Here is a 19,202-nt window from a genome sequence, read left to right on the forward strand (position 1 = left end):
GCGCAGGTCGATTTATTGCCGCTGTACCAAGCCGGAATCAGGCCGCCTTTAGGGACCGGTCAAGTGCGGGATGGGACGTGGAGTATTACGATTGGTTCTTGGATAGGCCAGGGAGTTCATGAGGTGTTCGCGCGGCAAACGCTGGGCGGCGAAACGTCTGGTTTTTCCAACCGGGTCAGTTTCGTATTGTTGCTCAAGCCTATGATCACAGGTGTGAGCGTGAGTGTCGGCGGCGTACCGTCCGTCGCAGGAGGAGGCGCCCTGGTGGGCGCGACTATCGAAATCTTTTTTGTCGGTGGTGGTGGTGGTGTCCAACTGACGACCGTGCAATCGGGGGTCACATGGGAGGCGACGGCAACCCGTGCATGGGCCGCAGGTTCGTACCGTATCGTCGCGCGACAGCGCGAGCCGCTGACCGGCGCTTATTCCGACTGGTCGGATGAAAAAATAGTTACCGTGGCACCCGCCCCGCCAGGCCTCAACAATCCTGGCCTGGTTACGGTTGCCCGGCCCATATTGAGCGGGAGCGGTGTGAGCGGCGCGCTAATCGGCATTTATCAGCGGGGCTTCAATGTGCCGTTTGCCACGACGGTCGTGCAGCAGAGTAGTTGGAGCGTGCTACTGACGAGGGACCTCTGGTCGGCTGATCCCCTGATTCTCGAAGCAAGGCAAACAGTGAACGGGATGACTTCAGTATCGGCACCGGTGAGCTTCACCGTGCTGCTGGTGCCCGTGATCACTGAAGTGACGGTTTTAGCCGATGGTCGGCCCATGGTGAGTGGCAGAGGTCTTTCGGGGGCAACCATCGAGGTTTTTCATACCGGTGGTGGAGGCGGGGTTCAGTTGAGCGCGACGGTACAAGCGCAGGGCACATGGTCAGTCACTGCAAACAGCCCGTGGGCCGTGCAGGCCTACGAAATTACGGCAAGACAGGTGGGTAAGAACCCTCAGCACGCGTCCTTGTGGGCGCGGGACATAAAGTTCACCGTCCGGCCGAGCAAGCCAACACTCAGTCAACCACCCCATTCGGCGCTGCCCTCGCAGGTGCTGACGATCAGCGCAGTGCATGCCAAGGCGGGCCATGTGACGGTTTCCCGGGGCGCCACCGTGGTTGCCGGCACCTTCTCGGGGACAGGGAGCACGCGTCAGTTCACGCCCACACTTGCCTGGCCGATTGGCGCTCAATCGGTGAGCGCGACGCAGACCGTCGACGGTTTTGTATCGGATCCCAGCGACAGTGTGACCTTCAATGTGGTGTTTGCAGCACCGACGGTGCTTTATCCAGCACAGTACGGGGTTGTCGATATAGGCGATTCGTTTTCCGGGCAGCGAGGCTATGTTGGGCCAGGATCCAGGGTCGTGCTGTACGCCGGCAATATTGACCACGAAGTGGGCTCGGCCATCCCTGATGCCGATGGGAATTGGACTTCAACGGCGTTATCGCTGCAGCCGGGTGAGCATACGCTTCGTGTGTATGTCCAATGGCGAGGCTTGCTCTCCACCCTCCTGGAGCGTCGCTTTTACAGTCGACCGCCCAAACCGGTGCTGCTGGAACCCATTATTCCTAGTCCCCGGCAGTCGTTGCAAATCAGCGGGGTCCTGGCTGGCGCTACGCTGAAGGTTTATAACGTCGCAGGTCAGGTGACGGGTAATTTCATCAGTGGCTCTCGCTATCTGTTTACGCCCGCTCAAGACTGGACGCTGGGAGAGCAATCGGTATGGGTGACCCAGCAGGTGGCAGGCGTGACGTCTAATCGAAGCGATGACGTGACCTTTTTCGTCAGCCCGCTGGCGCCGGTGATCAATGAGCCAGTGGATAAGTCGCACCAGCCGTTCGAGGTGCATTTGAGCGGCACTTGTCGCGTGGGGGCGACTGTTTATGTACTCGCCATCGACGGCAATATCCTGGTCAAGGCGCAGGTGGATGGGAATGGCTGGATAGCCCGGCACCGCTGGCAGGTGCCCGGAGAGGCACGGGTGCAGGTCATGCAGGTGGTCAATGATGTCGACTCTGCGAGAAGCCCGGCCCGTGTGTTTTTTATCAAGCCTGACCCGCCCTCGATTGCGCTGGTGGTCAACCCGGCAGCGCCAGCCCAGACGCTGCAGATCAGTCATGTGTATCCGAGTGCCGCGACCTTGCAGATGCTTAGGGACGATGACACGCCAATTCCGGGTATTTTTACGGGAACCGGCAGTGAGCGTGTGTTTACGCCGGCCCAGGATTGGTCATTCGGTAAACATACGGTAAAGGTGTTCCAGGTCGTTAATTCGGTTGCCTCCGACGCCAGTGAGGCCCGAGTGATTTGTGTGCAACCGCTGCCTTTGACGATCATTCAGCCGCCGAACCCGGCAGACGCCACGCAGGCGCTGACACTGGTCGGTGTTCACCCGGCGGTCGAGAATGTGAAGGTGTTTCTCGATGGACATCATGTTCCTGGCATCTTTACCCGCTACGGTGAGACCTACACCTTTGTGCCTGACCTGGACTGGGCGCCGGGAACCAACAAGGTCTGGGCGACACAGGTGGTCAATGACACAGAGTCCTTGCCCAGCGAGATGTGCGTGTTCTCGGCCAGACCCTTTACAGTTCAATTCGATACGCCCCAAGAGGGAGGCTACTACGAGCAGGATTTCGAAATGACAGGGCGGTGTCATCCGAACGCTCTGGTCAAGGTGTTGAACCTGGACGGCAGCGTGGTGGGGAGCTGGCGGGCCATCGGTACCCTCTGGACAGGAATCTATCACTGGATACCGGGGTTCAAGCAAAAGCGTGTTGTGCAAGTCGTCAATGGCGTTGAATCCGCTCCGGGGCCGGTTCGTCATTTTTATATTTCATTGGCTGTTCCCTTAGTTGGAAAACCCGCCCATCCTGCCGAATCGGATCAAATGCTCGAGATTACGGGGCTCTATTCCGAAGCGGTGGCCGTGCGTGTCTACAACAAGGGGCATGCAGTGACCGGGCACATGACAGGGAGCGGGTCTTCTCGCCAGTTTGTGCCTGCACAGCCCTGGCCTCATGAGAATCGGATCACCGTGACCCAGCAATTGGGGGATATCGTTTCCAACCCCAGTACGCCGGTCGATTTCATTGCTCGCCCGCCCGTCCCGCAACTCATTGACCCGGCGGAGGGCGAGTACTACCCGCTGAAATTTGAGTTGAGCGGAACGGGCGTATCGGACGCTACGGTGGTACTGCTCGACACCGATGGCGAGCGCATTGCATCTTGGCCGGTGCAGGGCGGTCAGTGGTATGGCATTCACACTTGGTCGGCACCCGGGTTCAAACACAAGCAGCTCATGCAGGTGCGACAAGGTATTGAGTCCCGCCCAGGGCCGGTGCGTGGGTTCTATCTGCGTCCTGATCGCGTTGAAATTCTTCCTCCAACCAACCCGGCCATGCCAGCCCAGGCCCTTACGGTTCGTCATGTAGGTAGCGGCAACGTGCTGCTGGCGATGTTTGATGAGAACGATCAATCCGTACCTGGCGTGTTTTCCGAAGAGGGTTCGATTCGGCAGTTCATTGCGTCTAAAAACTGGGCGAAGGTCAATCAGGTTTATGCCGTTCAGACAGTCAATGACGTCATGTCCGAGCCCAGTGAGATGTGTCGCTTCGAGGTACGGATCCAAGCGCCAATCATCGAGTATCCCCAACATGATCAGGTCATTGATATCGGAGCCATTCTTTCCGGCAGTCGTGGCTGGCCGGGCATAGGTGCGTCTGTCGTGGTAAACGATCCGCTCACCGGCGTCGAAGTGGCGCACGCCGTGCCCTTGCCTGACGGGCACTGGACAGCGCATGAAGCACTACCTCACGGCCCGGGAGTCCATGAAATTGTGGTGCGGGTGTATTTACAGGATTTGGTCTCTGAGGAGGCCCTTCGGATATTCCGAGTCAGGCCACCCCGGCTGGCGATTGTCCCGCTGGCTGAGACAAACAACCTGCGGCAAACGCTGTTGATCACGGGGGTGTATTCGGCAGGCGCGACCTTGAATCTGGTTGATGAAAACGGGCATCAGGTTTCCGGAACGTTCGTGATCGGGGATAAGGAGGCAGTGTTCTCACCTGATCAGGACTGGCCGTACGACGCAAACAAGGTGACTGCGAACCAGGTGGTGGAAGGCGTTGCGTCTGTAGTGAGCGAGCCCTGTGTCTTTATCGTGATTCGAGAACCGGTACCCGACGCACCGTATTTCGAACTGCCGCTAGCGGGGTCGCAGTCGTCGTCCCGCCCGCTTATCCGCATAAAAGGCCTGCCTGGGGCGCTGGTAAGCCTACGGGGTGAGGGTGAGCTGGTCCTGCACGGACAAGTGACCGAAGAGGACGGGACGCTCGAATTCGTCATCGAAGAACCGTTCAAACCAGGCCCCGTGGCACTTCAGGCCAAACAGCAGAAAGGAACTGGGCCGCAATCGCCCTGGAGCGAGCCGCATACCTTTCACGTAATGCCTCGGCCACAAACGCCGGAAATCAGGACGCCTACACACAACAGCCGCGTATCGCGCAAACCACAATTCACCGGCACCGGGGTGACGGGGGGGCAATTGTTGCTACGCCATGTCAATGATCTGAGTAACGTGCTGGCGACGATCCCGGGTGTCAGGTCCTGGCGATGGAGTGCTTCGGCTGATTGGGCGTTAGGGCGGCACGGGGTTCAAGTGCAACAGGCTGTAGATGGGGACACATCCGAATGGTCGGCTGTACGCGAGTTCGAGGTGGTAGATGCGCGGTATCTGATTGATAAGATCAGCCCGGTGTCGGCTCAACCCGTTGTCAGAAAAGATGAGGGAGCATTGCTACGTTTTCAGGTGCTGAACGCTGAAACCGAAGAAGGTCAGGCCGGGCTCCAAGTGCGTTGGGTCGTTGATGGGGAGGAGGCTTTATGGTCGATCACCACCACCGATAGATTCGGATGGGCTGAATACCTCTACCGGCCACAGACTGAAGGTGTGCATCAGGTTATCGCTGATATGACTGGCGAAAACGAAGGCGTTGTCACCCAGGTCGGGTTCACCGTTACTGCGCTTGAGGACAACCCATGGGATCAGCACTTCGTACTTTATCTAAACCACAAGACTGTTGATCTGGCCTTTGCCGGCCTGCAACTGCGGCGTGGCAGGCGGTATGTATTGGAGCTGGAAGTCAACGAGGACAGTCCGCTGTTGGGCTCGACCGTCACGTTGGAAGACTTTGCCGGCGCACAAGCCTTGGGCCTGGTGTTTTCTCCACCCTTGGGAGAGCCACGCAGCGTTGACGGGCAGAGTGTGTCCTGGTCCGTCACCTCGTTGTTGGGTGACGAAGGGCATTTCGGGTTGAAATTGATGAGCCCCAGCCTGCCGGATTGGTACCTGCAGGGAAAACTGCTTTCAGACGACCTGGGGGATCTGGTAGAGGTCAGACTGGATGCGTTCCGTGGAAAATCCTTCGGCGAGCCCTTGCTTTTGTGTAGGGGGGCAACGCACACGATCCTGGTGGTGCCTGAGGCTGATACCGAAATTATCGGCAAGGAGGTGACGCTGGATTGGTTACCCGATGCTGCCGATCACGGCATGATCCTGCAGCCGGTCGGTCATACTGCGCGGGTCATGGAGCAAGCCGGGCTGACTTGGACGGTGGATTGCTCCGAGGCGAGTGCCGATGTGAATGCCGGGCTGGAAATGAAGGTGGCCGCCTGGGATGTCACCTCCCGGGTGTTGCCGATTTGGCTGGCGCATAACAAGGGCACTGTCTCGGAAACCTACGGGCCGGTCCAAATGGGTGGAACTGCACAGTACTATTACAAGGGTATGCGTGTTGCCTCGGCGTTTACCGGAGAAATCCTGCCCAGCTTTCCCGTGACCCTCACCAAAGATGGGGTGGTGTATCACCAGAAAACATCCCGCGATGGTTGGGTCTATACCTCTTATTATTCGGGCCAGAGCGCGTCGTTAAGTGTGAATAGTCCCTACGACCAGCAGTAGAACCGAACCCAATGGCACAGAAACAGGTGTAAAAAAGCCACGCTACCGATTCAGGTAGCGTGGCTTTTTTCAGCGCAGGGTGCTTACTGCACTTCTACCGCCAGGCTCTCACTGATCTTTTTCTGCCAGATGGCAGGGCCAGTGATGTGTACCGACTCACCGTTGCTGTCGACAGCCACTGTGACCGGCATGTCTTTGACGTCGAACTCGTAGATCGCTTCCATGCCCAGTTCGGCGAAGGCCACCACACGCGATTTCTTGATGGCTTGCGCCACCAGGTAAGCCGCGCCACCAACGGCCATCAGGTACACGGCCTTGTGGTCCTTGATTGCTTCGATGGCGGTCGGGCCGCGCTCGGATTTGCCGATCATGCCCAACAGGCCAGTCTGCTCGAGGATCTGGCGGGTGAACTTGTCCATCCGCGTGGCGGTGGTCGGGCCAGCCGGGCCAACCACTTCTTCGCGCACCGGATCGACCGGGCCGACGTAGTAGATGAAGCGACCCTTGAGGTCTACCGGCAAGGTTTCACCCTTGTTCAGCATCTCGACCATGCGCTTGTGCGCCGCGTCGCGCCCGGTGAGCATCTTGCCGTTGAGCAGCACGGTTTCGCCCGGTTTCCAGCTCTGCACTTCTTCCGGGGTCAGGGTGTCGAGGTTGACGCGGCGGGCCGACGGGCCGGCTTCCCAGACGATTTCCGGGTAGGCGTCCAGCGGTGGCGCTTCCAGCGAGGCCGGGCCGGAACCGTCGAGCACGAAGTGTGCGTGACGGGTGGCGGCGCAGTTGGGGATCATGCACACCGGCAACGAGGCGGCGTGGGTCGGGTAATCCATGATCTTCACGTCGAGCACGGTGGTCAGGCCACCCAGGCCCTGGGCGCCGATCCCCAGTTGGTTGACCTTCTCGAACAGCTCCAGGCGCATTTCTTCGATACGGTTGGAAGGGCCGCGCTTTTTCAGCTCGTGGATGTCGATGGATTCCATCAACACTTCCTTGGCCATCACCGCGGCTTTCTCGGCGGTGCCGCCGATACCAATGCCGAGCATGCCCGGTGGGCACCAGCCGGCACCCATGGTCGGCACGGTCTTGAGGACCCAGTCGACGATCGAGTCGGACGGGTTGAGCATGGCCATTTTCGACTTGTTCTCGGAACCACCACCCTTGGCCGCCACGTCCACTTCCACGGTGTTACCCGGAACGATGGAGTAGTGGATGACCGCTGGGGTGTTGTCCTTGGTGTTCTTCCTGCTACCTGCCGGATCGGCGAGGATCGAGGCCCGCAGGACGTTTTCCGGCAGGTTGTAGGCGCGACGCACGCCTTCGTTGATCATGTCGTCCAGGCCCATGGTGGCGCCATCCCAACGTACATCCATGCCGACGCGTACGAACACGGTAACGATCCCGGTGTCCTGGCAGATCGGGCGGTGGCCGGTGGCACACATGCGCGAGTTGATCAGGATCTGGGCCATGGAGTCACGGGCGGCCGGCGATTCTTCGCGCAGGTAGGCCTCGTGCATCGCCTGGATGAAGTCAACGGGGTGGTAGTAGGAAATGAATTGCAGGGCGTCGGCAACGCTCTGAATCAGGTCGTCTTGCTTGATCACGGTCATGAGTCGCGCTCCTCTATAAGGGAACATTCAATAAAGGTGGCTTCAGATGGGTGTATCGGTCGCTGGAGCCACCTTTTCCAAGGCACGCCGGGTAGTGCTGGCGCGACGCTAAAAAGGCGCGGCAGTATAACCCGGCGCGGTGGCTGATACACCCGACGATGGTCATGAATGGCCGGCTCGATTTAGCTGTAGGAGCGAGCTTGCTCGCGAAAAACGTGAATCTGGTGGGTTTCGTCAGGCAGCCCGCGTTATCGTTAGCGACATTCGCGAGCAAGCTCGCTCCTACAGCTGAAGAGTTTTATGCCTGAACTGCACGTCGGCGCACGCCACTGGTCGGTCTCCACCGGCAGCAATCTGCTGGATGCCTTGAACCAGGCCGGTGTGGCCGTGCCCTACAGCTGCCGGGCGGGGAGTTGCCATGCCTGCCTGGTGCGTTGCCGGGGTGAGGTCGAGGACAAGCAACCCGACGCCCTGAGCCCGGCCCAGCGCCAGGATGGCTGGCGCCTGGCCTGCCAGTGCCAGGTTACAGGTGATGTGCAGGTTGAGGCCTTTGACCCATTGCGCGACGGCACGGCGGCCACGGTACTGAGCGCGGACTGGCTGCACCCGACGGTGCTGCGCCTGCGCCTGCAACCGGAGCGAGGCCTGCGTTACCGGGCCGGGCAGCACTTGGTGCTATGGGCGGGTACGGTGGCGCGGCCTTATTCCCTGGCCAGCTTGCCCGGGGAAGATCCGTTCCTGGAGTTCCATCTCGATTGCCGCCTGCCCGGCGAGTTCAGCGATCTTGCCCGGCAGTTACAGGCCGGTGATCAACTGCGCCTGGGCGAATTGCGCGGTGGGGCGTTGCACTATGACCCGGACTGGCAATCCCGGCCGCTGTGGCTGCTGGCATCCGGCACTGGCCTGGGCCCGTTGTGGGGCGTGTTGCGTGAGGCCTTGCGCCAGGATCACCAGGGCGTCATCCGCGTGATTCACCTGGCCCATGATACGGATGCGCATTATCTGGCCGAGCCCCTGGCCCAACTGGCCGCCAGCCATGAAAACCTCATCGTCGAGCTGTGGACAGCGGCGCAGTTGGCCGGTGCTTTGGCGCAACTGCGGCTTGTTTCCCGGCAAACCCTGGCCTTACTCTGCGGGCATCCCGGCAGTGTCGAGGCCTTTTCCAAGCGCCTGTTCCTGGCGGGCTTGCCGCGTAATCAACTGCTGGCCGATGTGTTCCTGCCCCGTGGTTGAGCGCCTATCTGCGAGACTCACCATGACCGATGCCATTGTGCTGCAACGTGACCGTGGGCTGCTGATTCTGCAGTTCAATCGCCCCGACAAGAAAAACGCCCTGACCCGCGCGATGTACCACCAGTTGGCCGCGGCGTTGGAGCAGGCCGATGCCGACAACACGGTCAATGCGGTGCTGATCCAGGGCAGCAGCGAGTGTTTTACCGCCGGCAATGATATCGGCGACTTCCTGCAGCAACCGCCCACGGACCTGGACAGCCCACCGTTCCTCTTTATGAAGAGCCTGCTCAATTGCCGCAAACCGGTGATTGCCGGTGTGGCGGGCGCTGCAGTGGGCATTGGTACCACGCTGTTGCTGCATTGCGACCTGGTGTATGTCAGCCGTGATGCCCGGTTGCGCATGCCGTTTGTCAACCTGGGACTGTGCCCGGAGTTCGGCTCCAGCCTGATCCTGCCGCGTTTGCTTGGGCATGCAAAGGCTGCCGAATTGTTGCTGCTGGGCGAAGGGTTCAGCGGCGAGCAAGCGGCACAGTGGGGCATCGCCACGCAAGCGCTGGACAGTGGTGAGGCAGCCTTGGCCAAGGCGCGGGAGGTGGCCGAACGCTTCGAGACTCTGGCGCCGGGTGCAGTGCAAATCAGCAAGCAGTTGATGAAGAGCGTTGATCGCGAGCAGTTGCGCCAGGTGATTGAGGAGGAGGGCGCGCTGTTTACCCAGCGGTTGAGGTCGCCGGAGGCGATTGCGGCGTTGTCGGGGTTTATTGCCCGGCGCTGAAATCGAAGTGGCTGGACTGACGCTTTCGCGGGCAAGCCCGCTCCCACATGGGGATGCATTTGAAGTGTGTGTGGGCTTGCCCGCGAAAGCGCCAGTGCAACCACCCCCTCACCCTGATTAGAAATGCAAAAGGCCCTGTCACTCACATGACAGGGCCTTTGCTTTCAGCAGGTCACTCAGACCATTGGGTCGCCAACGTGCAGGATCTTCATGCCGTTGGTGCCGCCGATGGTGTGGTAGCTGTCACCCTTGGTCAGGATCACCCAATCGCCTTTCTCCACGACGCCACGCTTGAGCAGTTCGTCGATGGCAGCCTGGCTGACTTGCTCAGGCGGCAACGACGCCGGGTCGAACGGTACGGTGTACACGCCACGGAACATGGCCGCGCGGGCCTGGGTTTCGCGGTGCGGGGAGAACGCGTAGATCGGGATCGAGGAGCGGATGCGCGACATGATCAACGGGGTGTAGCCACTTTCGGTCAGGGCGATGATCGCCTTCACTCCCGGGAAGTGGTTGGCGGTGTACATGGCGGCCAGGGCGATGCTCTGGTCGCAGCTTTCGAACACCTTGCCGATGCGGTGGCTGGAGGTCTTGCTGGTCGGGTGCTTTTCAGCGCCGACGCAGATCCGCGCCATGGCCTGGACCGCTTCCAGCGGGTACGGGCCGGCGGCACTTTCCGCCGAGAGCATTACGGCGTCGGTGTAGTCGAGCACGGCGTTGGCCACGTCGGACACTTCGGCACGGGTTGGCATCGGGTTCTGGATCATCGACTCCATCATCTGGGTCGCAACGATCACCGCTTTATTGTGGCGGCGTGCGTGCAGGATGATTTTCTTCTGGATGCCGATCAGTTCCGCGTCACCGATTTCTACGCCGAGGTCGCCACGGGCAACCATCACTGCGTCGGACGCCTTGATCAGGCCGTCGAGGGTTTCGTCGTCGGCCACGGCTTCAGCGCGCTCGATCTTCGCGACCAGCCAGGCAGTACCGCCGGCTTCGTCGCGCAGTTGGCGGGCGTATTCCATGTCGGCAGCGTCGCGTGGGAAGGACACGGCGAGGTAGTCCACTTCCATTTCGGCGGCGAGCTTGATGTCAGCCTTGTCTTTCTCGGTCAGGGCCGGTGCAGTCAGGCCGCCACCACGACGGTTGATGCCTTTGTGGTCGGACAGCGGGCCGCCGATGATCACGGTGCAGTTCAGCTCGGTGACGGTGGCGGTGTCGACGCGCATGACCACTCGGCCATCGTCCAACAGCAGTTCGTCGCCGACGCCGCAGTCTTTCACCAGGTCCGGGTAGTCGATACCCACAACCTGCTGGTTGCCTTCGGTCAGCGGATGGCTGGTGGAGAAGGTGAATTTGTCACCAATCTTCAGCTCGATGCGCTTGTTGGCGAATTTGGCGATCCGGATCTTCGGACCTTGCAGGTCACCCAGCAGCGCGACGAAGCGGCCATGCTTGGCGGCGAGGTCACGTACCAGCTTGGCGCGAGCCTTGTGCTCGTCCGGGGTGCCGTGGGAGAAGTTCAGACGGGCAACGTCCAGGCCAGCCAGAATCAGCTGTTCGAGGACTTCCGGCGAGTTACTGGCCGGGCCAAGGGTGGCGACGATTTTGGTACGACGGACGGACATGCACGGACTCCTGAGTTCTAGCGCTGGGGAAGGCTACTATGCTCTTTGGCTGTAGTCATTGTTCGTTTGCACTACTTATTATCGATTCGCTTGTTTTCACTCTAAGGAGCGGGACGAACAACCCTGAAGATTTTCGCCCAAGGGTCGATACACTGCTCAAGACAGGAGAACACCCCATGCGAGTTTTGATCATTGCTGCCCTGGCCGTCAGTGTTGTCGGCTGCACCCGTTGGTCGATGGACCATCATTTGAACAACGCCTACCGTGCCTACAACGTAGGCGACTGCGAACGGGTCACCCTGGAATTGTCCCAGGTCGACCGCGAGAGCCGCTCACGGCGCTACGTGCAGCCGGAGGTCTCGATGCTGCGTGGGCAGTGCCTGGAGCGGCAGAAGTTGTTTGTGGACGCGGTGCAGACGTATCAGTTCATCATCAGCCAGTACCCGTCGAGCGAATACGCGTTCCGCGCGCGTGCACGCCTGGATACGCTGCAACAACTGGGGCATTACCCAGGTGCAAGCCCCGCACGAGCAAGGCCAGCCGCATTGTGATGGCGTCTATCATTTCATAGCTGGTCTCTTGACGGAGTTGGGCTATCCTTTGGATGTCTGTTTGTACAACTTTCAATCCAAACAGATGCAATTCTCGGATTCGGCGGCGGTAAAGTGCCAGGGCGGAGGTTGCTGTCCCACCGAGAACCATGGAGAGTGGGGTGTTGTTGATAACGCTCCGGTCCGAACCACTGAACGGCCAAAATCATGGCCATTGGATGGCATCATGTTTACCAATCGACGGATTGAGCGGCACCAGTTGCCTTGTTGCTTGCAGGTGTTCAACCGCTTCACGGACAAACCCATCGGTTATCTGGGGAACATTTCCAGCGAAGGCCTGATGTTGGTCAGTCAGCTACCGATGATGATCAACGTGGATTTCGAGCTGTGCTTGAAGATCCCCGGGCTTGAGGGAGATGTGCATGCAATTGACTTCACTGCCAGGTGCCTGTGGAGCCGTGAAGACATCAACCCTCAGCATTATGATTCGGGTTTCATGCTGTTACAGGCACCTGCCGAGTACGGGCAATTGATCCTGGCACTGTCGCAGTACTTCAGTTTTGTTCCCCAGCAGGCCTCGGCCTAGCGCGACGAACGTTGTCGGCCCCGTGCTGATCGTTGAACGGATACCTGTAAAAGGTGCACCTTCATAGCACGCCGCCTTTTTTCCAGCCCAGATAACGCGTTACCAGATCCGCACCCAAATCCGACGGGTGAGCATCCAGTACGGCGAAGCCCTGTGCCTTCAGACGGTCATGGAGTTCTTCCCGGGCGTTGAGATAGTCGACGCTGCCGCAGTAGGCCAGCGCTTCCGGCAGGGTTTGCACAGGGGCCTGGCGCAGATGATCCAGTACTTCTTCGCGCAGGCTTGCCACCAATACCCGATGCTGGCGGCTGATGCGCTTGACCGCAGTCAGCAGATCCTCGTCGTCCTCATCACGCAGGTTGGTCACGACGATCACCAGCGCTCGACGTTTCTGACGAGCCAGTAACTGATTGGCTGCGGCCTGGTAATCGGCCGCGCGCCGGGTGCTGTCCAGGTCGTAGACCGCGTTGAGCAACTGGTTCAGTTGGCCACTGCCCTTGACCGGTGCCAGATAGCGCGGCTGGTCACAGGCGAAGGTACACAGGCCCACCGCATCGCCCTGGCGCAAGGCCACGTAGCTGAGCAGCAGACAGGCGTTGAGGGCGTGGTCGAAATGCGACAGTTCGCCGTCCTGGCTGCGCATACGCCGGCCGCAATCGAGCATGAAGACAATCTGCTGGTCGCGCTCATCCTGGTATTCCCGGGCGATCGGCGTGCGTTGCCGTGCCGTGGCTTTCCAGTCGATCTGGCGCAGGCTGTCACCCTCGCGAAATTCCCGCAGTTGGTGAAACTCCAGGCCCAGGCCGCGCCGCTGGCGCTGACGTACACCCAGTTGGCTGAGCCAGTTGTCTACCGCCAACAATTGCGCACCGTACAGGCGGGCAAAATCCGGATAGACCCGCGTGTCATCCTGCAGTGGCAGTAGGCGTTTTGCGGTCCATAACCCTAGAGGGCTGGGGAGGTGCACCTCACAACGCTCAAAGCTGAAGTGCCCACGGCTCAAGGGGCGCAGGCGATAGCCCAGCTCGCTGTGTTCGCTGGGGCGCAGTGCGATGGACTGCGGCAGGTTTTGCACGCTCAACCCATCCGGCACATGATCAAACACCTCCAGGGCCAGGGGGTGTGCATAGTCATGCTCCAGGGTAATCCGCACTTCGCTCCAGCGCCCCAGCGCCAGGCTGCCCGGCATCTGCCGCCGCAGGCGTGGCGAGGGGCGGCGTTTGAGGCGGACAGCATCGAGCAATGCGAGCAAAAGCAGCGCCAGGAGCAGGCCCCATGCCACGGAGTGCAGGGCGGCTGGCACCTTGAGTTGCAGGGCCATGGCTGTTCCGAGGGCGATGCCCAGACCCAGCAGCACCGCGAGCCAGGCCAGCAACAGGCGAGTGGGTCTCATGGGCAAGTCACTGGCGCGGCGCCGGCACTTGGTCGAGCAACTGGGCAAGCACCTGATCGACTTCCAGCCCTTCGATATCCAGCTCCGGGGCGATGCGTACCCGATGGCGCAACACCGCCAGCGCGCAGCTCTTTATGTCGTCCGGGATCACGAACTCGCCACCACGCAGCAACGCCCGGGCGCGGGCACCTCGCACCAGGGCTATGGAGGCGCGGGGACCGGCGCCAAGGGCCAGGCCGGGCCAAGTGCGGGTGGTGCGTGCCAGGCGCACGGCGTAGTCAAGCACCTGTTCATCCAGGGCCAATTCACTGGCGACCTGCTGCAGCATCAGCACATCTTCGGCCTGGAGCACGGTGCGCAGTGGCTGTACGTCGAGCATGTCGGCGCGGGAGGAGCGAGTTACTTCACGCACCATCTCCAGCTCTTGCTGGGCGTCAGGGTAGTCCATGCGTACCTTGAGCATGAAACGGTCGAGTTCAGCCTCCGGTAGCGGGTAAGTGCCTTCCTGTTCGATGGGGTTCTGGGTGGCCAGCACCATAAAGGGTTGGCCGATGGGCAGGGCTTCACCCTCCAGAGTGACCTGGCGTTCCTGCATGGCTTCGAGCAAGGCGGCCTGGGTTTTCGCCGGGGCCCGGTTGATCTCGTCCGCCAGCAGCAGGTGGGTGAACAAGGGGCCTTTGCGCAGCTTGAACTGCTCGGTGTGCAAGTCGTACACGGCATGCCCTGTAACATCACTGGGCATCAGGTCCGGGGTGAACTGGATGCGCGCGAAGTCGCCGTCAAAGCAGCGGGCCAGGGCGCGTACCAGCAAGGTCTTGCCCAGGCCCGGGACCCCTTCGAGCAGCACATGGCCGCCGGCGATCAGCGCAGTCAGTACGTCATCGATCACCGCATCCTGGCCAATCACCGCTTTGCGCAGCTCGGTGCGCAAAGCCTGGGCCAGTTGGGTGGCTCGCCCGGTGTCGAGGGGGGTGGATACATCCACTGGAGAGTCGCTCATAGGGCATTCCTGAGGGTTTGCAGGCAAGCCACCTGGCGGCTGAAGTCGGCGCTGGAGAGCCGCTTTGCCGGGAGAGGGCCGAGGGCCTGGCTGATAATTGAAGACGGTTGGCGGGTCAGGCGTTCAAGTACCTGCCGTTGGCCGTCGCTATCTAGTTGCTCGAATCCGGGGTGGCGGCGACGCGCGGTGCGCAGGATGTCACGCTGCAAGGCTTGCAACAGGCTGTTTTGCCCGCTGCGGCGCAGCAGGAAATCGGCACTGGCATTCAGGTGTTCCTGTAATTGGCGGCGGGCTTTCGGGGCGGGCGCCCGGATCGGCCCCAGGCGTATGCCGGCACGCCACAACCCCAGCAGAATCAGGGCGGCAAGTGCCACCAGGGCCTGGGGGAAATACCGCAGCAACAGGCTGAACAGGTTTTCGACGTCGGTGTTGGACAGCAGGGTTACATCGCTGCCCTGGGTCAGGTACCAGAGCAGCCAGGCGTTGTCGTGCAAGCCGATGGCCGGGGTCTTCCACAGCTCGCTGTCGGTGATCACGGTCACGCGGCCATGCCCGAGATTGAGTTGCATCAGGTGACTGGACTTGGCGCTGTTGGCCGAAAACTGGGCGAGGTGCCTGGGGTCGATCAGGGTGTAGTCCGTGTCGAAACTGAAAAACGCCGGTGCGGTTTCGTTATCGACATACAGGCGTGTCAGGTCAGGTTTCTTGCCCTTGCGGGCGCTGGGCGGCTGATCGAAGTCATCGCTGAAGGCCTGGCGCAACTGCAGGCGATCAAGCAGCAGGTCGCCGCTGTCCTGGGTTTCTGCATCCCATATGGCTTCGGCCACCAACAGCAGATGGCCGCCGGCTTGGGTCCATTCCAGCAGTTGGTGAACCTGGTGCGGGGTCATGTTGCTGCGCTCGCTGAGCAACAGCAGGCTGGTGCCCTTGGCGGGCAGGGTGGCCAGGCGCTCCAGGCTGAGGGCGTGTTCGACGGCCAGGCCTTGCTGGCCCAGGAAGTGCTCTGCAGCCAGGTAGGGGTTGGCCTGGGCTTCGGGTGACGGCCCGCGGTCGACCACTTCGTTGTAGGGAATCGCCTTGTGCCAGGCGTAGAAGCCCCCGGCTGTCAGCAGGCAAGCCAGGATCAGCGCGAACCAGATCAGCGGCCGTTTCATCGCGCGGCCTCGCTGTCGAACAAGCTGCGCCAATCTGCGCAGAGCTGTTGCTGGGCCAGGGCAGGCGGCACGCGATGGCCGTAGGCGAGGTTTTGCCAGTGCCGGGTCAGGTCGTCGCTGAATGCCAGCAATTGCGGCTGCTGCAAGTGGCGCACACGTTCCAGGACCTGGCCTTCGGTGTCGGCGTTTTTCAGTGGCAGGTTGAAGTCATGCAGCAGCCGGCTGAGCAGGCCGCGATACAGCAGGCCAAGGGCCTCGCGGGGCTTGGTGGCCCACAGTTGTTCGGCGGCACCGGCAATGTCTGTGGGCAGGGTTGCCACGTCCATGTCCAGGCCGAACAGCTGGGACGGCTCGGGCTGCTCCGCCTTGGGCCGCGGGGCGCGGCGACGGCTGACAAAGGCCTGCAGCCAGTCGCGATAACGCCAGGCGAGCAGGGTAATCCCGGCGATCAGCAGGCCCCAGAGCAGTACCTCCATCACCAGGGCCAGGGACTTGAATGTGTCGCTGTTGAGGTTGTTCAGAAAGGATTCAAGCCAGGCAGGCAACTTGGCATCGGCGCCGGGCTTGTTTTTGTTGGTGCCCTGGTCCTCGCCGAAACGGTAGCGGGTAACGGTTTCCGGATTCTTGAACGGGGGTTGTTCCAGCAGGTGCTTGATCGATTGGCTGGCTTGCGGCGTGCTCAATGGTTTCGAGTCGACCGGTGGATTGGCCATGGCCTGGGGCGTTGGCGCGATCACGAGCAGGCCGACCGCCAGCAGCAGGACGGCCACTGCTGCTTCCAGGCGCTGGCGCAGGCGGCGGAACACCAACTCCAGGTCCCAGGCTTCGAGCACGGTACGCCGGTTGAGGTAGAGGCTGAATCCACACGCCACGTAGATGGGCTCCCAGAACACCAGGATCAGGGCGTAGAAGGCATTGCTCAGGTGCTCCAGCCATAGCCAATCCTGGCTGCTGGCCAGCGCCAATTGTTGCCAGTCCCAGTCCAGTTCTACCTGTTGTGGCAGGAACAGGTAGAACAGCGCCATCAAGCCCACCCATAGCGCCGTTTCCAGGTGAATGCCTATCAGTGTCAGCCAGCGCGCCGCGCCAGCGTTGCGCTGTTGCAGGATCCCCAACCGTTGTTGGCGGGCCAGGCCTGCGAGGCCTTCGAGTTGCACCACGGGCATGGTAAAGCTGCGACTGAGGCTAAAGCGCCTCCAGGTCAGGCTGGCCAGCAGTTGCCCCTTGAGCAGGTGCGGCCATTGGCGCAGCGCCTGTTTGAGCGTGGGCGTCTGGCCAAACAGCGCCTTGGACAGGATGTACAGCGGCAAGCGCTCAAAGGCCGGTTTCAACCACCAGAACACCAGCACGGCTACAGACGGGTAATCCCACAGCACTAGGCTGATCAGGATAAATATTGGCAGGCTCACCAGGGCCCAACTGCTCATCAACAGCACGCGGTGCTTACGGGCCAGTAATACCCCCAGGTCCATGGCTTCCCACGAGGAGCGAGGACGAATCACCACGCTGGCGTCACTCAGGCGCATGACGACTCCTGCCGGCAAATACCAGATAGGCGATCACCAGCGCCCAGAGTGAAGCGCCCACCAGGTATTTGCCCCAGGGCTGCACTGCGGTGGTGGAGGACCAATAGGCTTCTATAAAAGCTGCGATAAGCAGCAATACCATCACGCCGCAGATCATTTGCACGCTCTTGCGGGCTGCCAGCCGCAGTGACTCACCCCGGGGCAGCGCTCCCGGAGCGATCAACGCCCAGCCCAGCTGCAGGCCTGCCGCGCCGGCCAGGGCAATGGCTGTCAGTTCGAAGGCACCATGGCCGATGACAAAGGACCAGAAGGTCTGCCCGTAGCCGATTTGTGTTAGGTGCCCGGCAACGGCCCCAATCATCAGGCCATTGAAAAACAGGAAAAACACGCTGCCCAGGCCGAACAGCAAGCCGCCGGCGAAGGTCTGGAATGCAATGCCGATGTTGTGCATGACGTAGTAGCCGAACATCATCCAGTCCTCACTCGATGCCCGCTCGGCCGCGCGCCCCAGGCGACTGGCGTCGGGGTCGTACATGCCTTGCATCTCGGTCACTTGCTCGGTACTGACGATGGTGTAGATCAGGTCGGGGAACAGATAGACCAGCAGGCCAATGCCGACCAGGCTGCCAAAGAACAACAGGCTGGCCACCAGCACGAAGCGCCATTGCTCGCGCACCGTCCGGGGAAAGTCGGCCAGCAGGAAGCTCAAGGTCTTGGCGCCGAGCTGGCTGCGATGGCGGTACAGTTGTTGATGGCCGCGCAGGGCCAGTTGTTGCAGCGGGTCTACCAGGTAGCTGCTGTAGCCGCGCTCCTGCGCCAGCGCCAAGTGTTGGCACAGGCGTCGGTAATCATGGGGGAAGCGCGTCAGGTCGTGGGCCTTGGCCTTGCCTTGTTCAAGCAGTGCCAGTTGCGCGGCAAAGGCTTGCCAGTGCGGCTGGTGACGGGTTTCGAACAGGCTTTGTTTCATGTCGGCCCCAGCAGGCCGCGGGCCACGCCATTGAGCTGTTCCACGGCGCGTGCCGGGGAAACCTGCAAGGGCGTGGCCAGAATCGCCGCCAGCTCATGGGTCCGCTCGGCGGACAGTTCGCCCTGGCGTTCGGCAAAACCCAGGATTGCGCGCTGCTCGTTCAACTCAAGGGCAAAGGGCAGGCGCAAGGCCGGGGCCTGGGGCAACTGGGGGCGAGCCAGGGGCTGTTCGCGGTAAACAACCAGGGTACCGGCTGCGATATCACCCAGGCGCTTGAAGTGGGGATGTTGCAGGCAACTGATGGCACCGAGGAAGTAGCCGAACGGCAACATATCGACAAAACGCAGCAGGTTGCGGATCAAGGACGCGGACCAGCCAATGGGCGTGCCGTCATCCTGCACCACGCGCAGCCCCATGACCTGCTTGCCCGGTGAACAGCCTTGGTTGAGCACTTCGAAGAGCACCATGTACCACCAACTGACGAAAAACAGCAGGATCGAGCCGAGGCCGATGCCCAGGTTGCCGAGAAACGCCAGGGCGATGAACAGGATGCCGAGGATCAGGCCGCGCAGTCCCAGGTCGAAACCGAATGCCAGTGCTCTGGGCATCAGCCCGGCGGGGCGCAAGGGCAGGTCTATACCTTCCGGGGTCTCGATCTGGTAGCGAGTGTCCAATGGGGCGGTGGGCATTGCGTTCCCTGGCAGTGCGGTGTGGCTGGGCATGGGCGACCTTCTGGGGCGGCCGGCAAATTGAGAGGCCGATGCTAGCAGTGTCGTCGATGGAAGTAACACCTGAAAATGCGCCAAGGTTTCACTGAATGTTTATCC

13 protein-coding genes are annotated in these 19,202 nt (G+C 61.1%); 5 read left to right on the forward strand and 8 right to left on the reverse strand.

What is annotated here, in order from left to right; genetic code table 11:
* The first annotated feature begins 123 nt into the window (after positions 1-123).
* Entirely contained in the window at positions 124-5,958 is a 5,835-nt protein-coding gene (locus HKK57_RS16125; RefSeq protein ID WP_169390415.1) for a hypothetical protein, read from the forward strand.
* An 83-nt stretch (positions 5,959-6,041) separates the two neighbouring features.
* Here the strand turns inward: HKK57_RS16125 and HKK57_RS16130 are convergent, their stop codons facing one another.
* Positions 6,042-7,565, reverse strand: coding sequence for a fumarate hydratase (locus tag HKK57_RS16130; protein WP_169390416.1), 1,524 nt, complete (start codon positions 7,563-7,565; stop codon positions 6,042-6,044).
* A gap of 300 nt (positions 7,566-7,865) precedes the next feature.
* Between HKK57_RS16130 and HKK57_RS16135 the strand changes: the two genes are divergently transcribed.
* Both HKK57_RS16135 and HKK57_RS16140 read left to right on the forward strand, forming a co-directional pair.
* On the forward strand, positions 7,866-8,798 hold the full coding sequence (locus HKK57_RS16135) for an iron-sulfur-binding ferredoxin reductase (RefSeq protein WP_169390417.1): 933 nt from the start codon (positions 7,866-7,868) through the stop codon (positions 8,796-8,798).
* 22 nt (positions 8,799-8,820) lie between these two features.
* On the forward strand, positions 8,821-9,570 hold the full coding sequence (locus HKK57_RS16140) for an enoyl-CoA hydratase (protein WP_029295453.1): 750 nt from the start codon (positions 8,821-8,823) through the stop codon (positions 9,568-9,570).
* 176 nt (positions 9,571-9,746) lie between these two features.
* On the opposite strand, the gene pyk is transcribed toward HKK57_RS16140, so the two are convergent.
* On the reverse strand, positions 9,747-11,198 hold the full coding sequence (gene pyk, locus HKK57_RS16145; protein ID WP_029295454.1) for a pyruvate kinase: 1,452 nt from the start codon (positions 11,196-11,198) through the stop codon (positions 9,747-9,749).
* 176 nt (positions 11,199-11,374) lie between these two features.
* On the opposite strand from pyk, the gene HKK57_RS16150 reads away from it, so the two are divergent.
* Both HKK57_RS16150 and HKK57_RS16155 read left to right on the forward strand, forming a co-directional pair.
* Positions 11,375-11,749, forward strand: coding sequence for a hypothetical protein (locus HKK57_RS16150; RefSeq protein WP_029295455.1), 375 nt, complete (start codon positions 11,375-11,377; stop codon positions 11,747-11,749).
* 226 nt (positions 11,750-11,975) lie between these two features.
* Positions 11,976-12,335 carry a PilZ domain-containing protein gene (locus tag HKK57_RS16155; RefSeq protein WP_029295457.1) on the forward strand — a complete coding sequence of 120 codons (360 nt, stop codon included), beginning with the start codon at positions 11,976-11,978 and terminating at the stop codon, positions 12,333-12,335.
* A gap of 61 nt (positions 12,336-12,396) precedes the next feature.
* On the opposite strand, the gene HKK57_RS16160 is transcribed toward HKK57_RS16155, so the two are convergent.
* From HKK57_RS16160 to HKK57_RS16185, 6 genes are read right to left on the reverse strand one after another with little or no spacing between them, the layout of a single operon-like run.
* Positions 12,397-13,728: a DUF58 domain-containing protein gene (locus tag HKK57_RS16160; protein WP_154906709.1), complete on the reverse strand. Its 1,332-nt coding sequence runs from the start codon at positions 13,726-13,728 to the stop codon at positions 12,397-12,399.
* Between the two features lie 7 nt (positions 13,729-13,735).
* Entirely contained in the window at positions 13,736-14,728 is a 993-nt protein-coding gene (locus HKK57_RS16165; protein WP_070994442.1) for an AAA family ATPase, read from the reverse strand.
* Positions 14,725-15,882 carry a DUF4350 domain-containing protein gene (locus HKK57_RS16170; RefSeq protein ID WP_169390418.1) on the reverse strand — a complete coding sequence of 386 codons (1,158 nt, stop codon included), beginning with the start codon at positions 15,880-15,882 and terminating at the stop codon, positions 14,725-14,727. Before HKK57_RS16170 ends, HKK57_RS16165 begins: the two co-directional genes overlap by 4 nt.
* Positions 15,879-17,408, reverse strand: a complete 1,530-nt coding sequence (locus tag HKK57_RS16175) for a DUF4129 domain-containing protein (protein ID WP_169390419.1) — start codon at positions 17,406-17,408, stop codon at positions 15,879-15,881. The genes HKK57_RS16170 and HKK57_RS16175 overlap by 4 nt, the downstream gene beginning before the upstream one ends.
* Positions 17,395-18,375 (reverse strand): stage II sporulation protein M, encoded by a 981-nt coding sequence (locus HKK57_RS16180; RefSeq protein ID WP_029295464.1) that lies wholly within the window; start codon positions 18,373-18,375, stop codon positions 17,395-17,397. Before HKK57_RS16180 ends, HKK57_RS16175 begins: the two co-directional genes overlap by 14 nt.
* Complete coding sequence (locus HKK57_RS16185; RefSeq protein ID WP_032866952.1) at positions 18,372-19,064, reverse strand: RDD family protein; 693 nt, start codon at positions 19,062-19,064, stop codon at positions 18,372-18,374. The genes HKK57_RS16180 and HKK57_RS16185 overlap by 4 nt, the downstream gene beginning before the upstream one ends.
* Positions 19,065-19,202 lie beyond the last annotated feature (138 nt).

This window comes from Pseudomonas sp. ADAK21, from assembly GCF_012935735.1.
GTDB classification, from domain to species: domain Bacteria; phylum Pseudomonadota; class Gammaproteobacteria; order Pseudomonadales; family Pseudomonadaceae; genus Aquipseudomonas; species Aquipseudomonas proteolytica.

Excerpts from the sequence above, each read along its gene's own strand:
- HKK57_RS16155 (WP_029295457.1), top strand. The coding sequence starts at position 11,976 with ATGTTTACCAATCGACGGATTGAGCGGCACCAGTTGCCTTGTTGCTTG.
- HKK57_RS16180 (WP_029295464.1), bottom strand. The coding sequence starts at position 18,375 with ATGAAACAAAGCCTGTTCGAAACCCGTCACCAGCCGCACTGGCAAGCC.
- HKK57_RS16185 (WP_032866952.1), bottom strand. The coding sequence starts at position 19,064 with ATGCCCACCGCCCCATTGGACACTCGCTACCAGATCGAGACCCCGGAA.
- HKK57_RS16150 (WP_029295455.1), top strand. The coding sequence starts at position 11,375 with ATGCGAGTTTTGATCATTGCTGCCCTGGCCGTCAGTGTTGTCGGCTGC.
- HKK57_RS16175 (WP_169390419.1), bottom strand. The coding sequence starts at position 17,408 with ATGCGCCTGAGTGACGCCAGCGTGGTGATTCGTCCTCGCTCCTCGTGG.
- HKK57_RS16130 (WP_169390416.1), bottom strand. The coding sequence starts at position 7,565 with ATGACCGTGATCAAGCAAGACGACCTGATTCAGAGCGTTGCCGACGCC.
- HKK57_RS16140 (WP_029295453.1), top strand. The coding sequence starts at position 8,821 with ATGACCGATGCCATTGTGCTGCAACGTGACCGTGGGCTGCTGATTCTG.
- HKK57_RS16135 (WP_169390417.1), top strand. The coding sequence starts at position 7,866 with ATGCCTGAACTGCACGTCGGCGCACGCCACTGGTCGGTCTCCACCGGC.
- pyk (WP_029295454.1), bottom strand. The coding sequence starts at position 11,198 with ATGTCCGTCCGTCGTACCAAAATCGTCGCCACCCTTGGCCCGGCCAGT.
- HKK57_RS16165 (WP_070994442.1), bottom strand. The coding sequence starts at position 14,728 with ATGAGCGACTCTCCAGTGGATGTATCCACCCCCCTCGACACCGGGCGA.
- HKK57_RS16160 (WP_154906709.1), bottom strand. The coding sequence starts at position 13,728 with ATGAGACCCACTCGCCTGTTGCTGGCCTGGCTCGCGGTGCTGCTGGGT.
- HKK57_RS16170 (WP_169390418.1), bottom strand. The coding sequence starts at position 15,882 with ATGAAACGGCCGCTGATCTGGTTCGCGCTGATCCTGGCTTGCCTGCTG.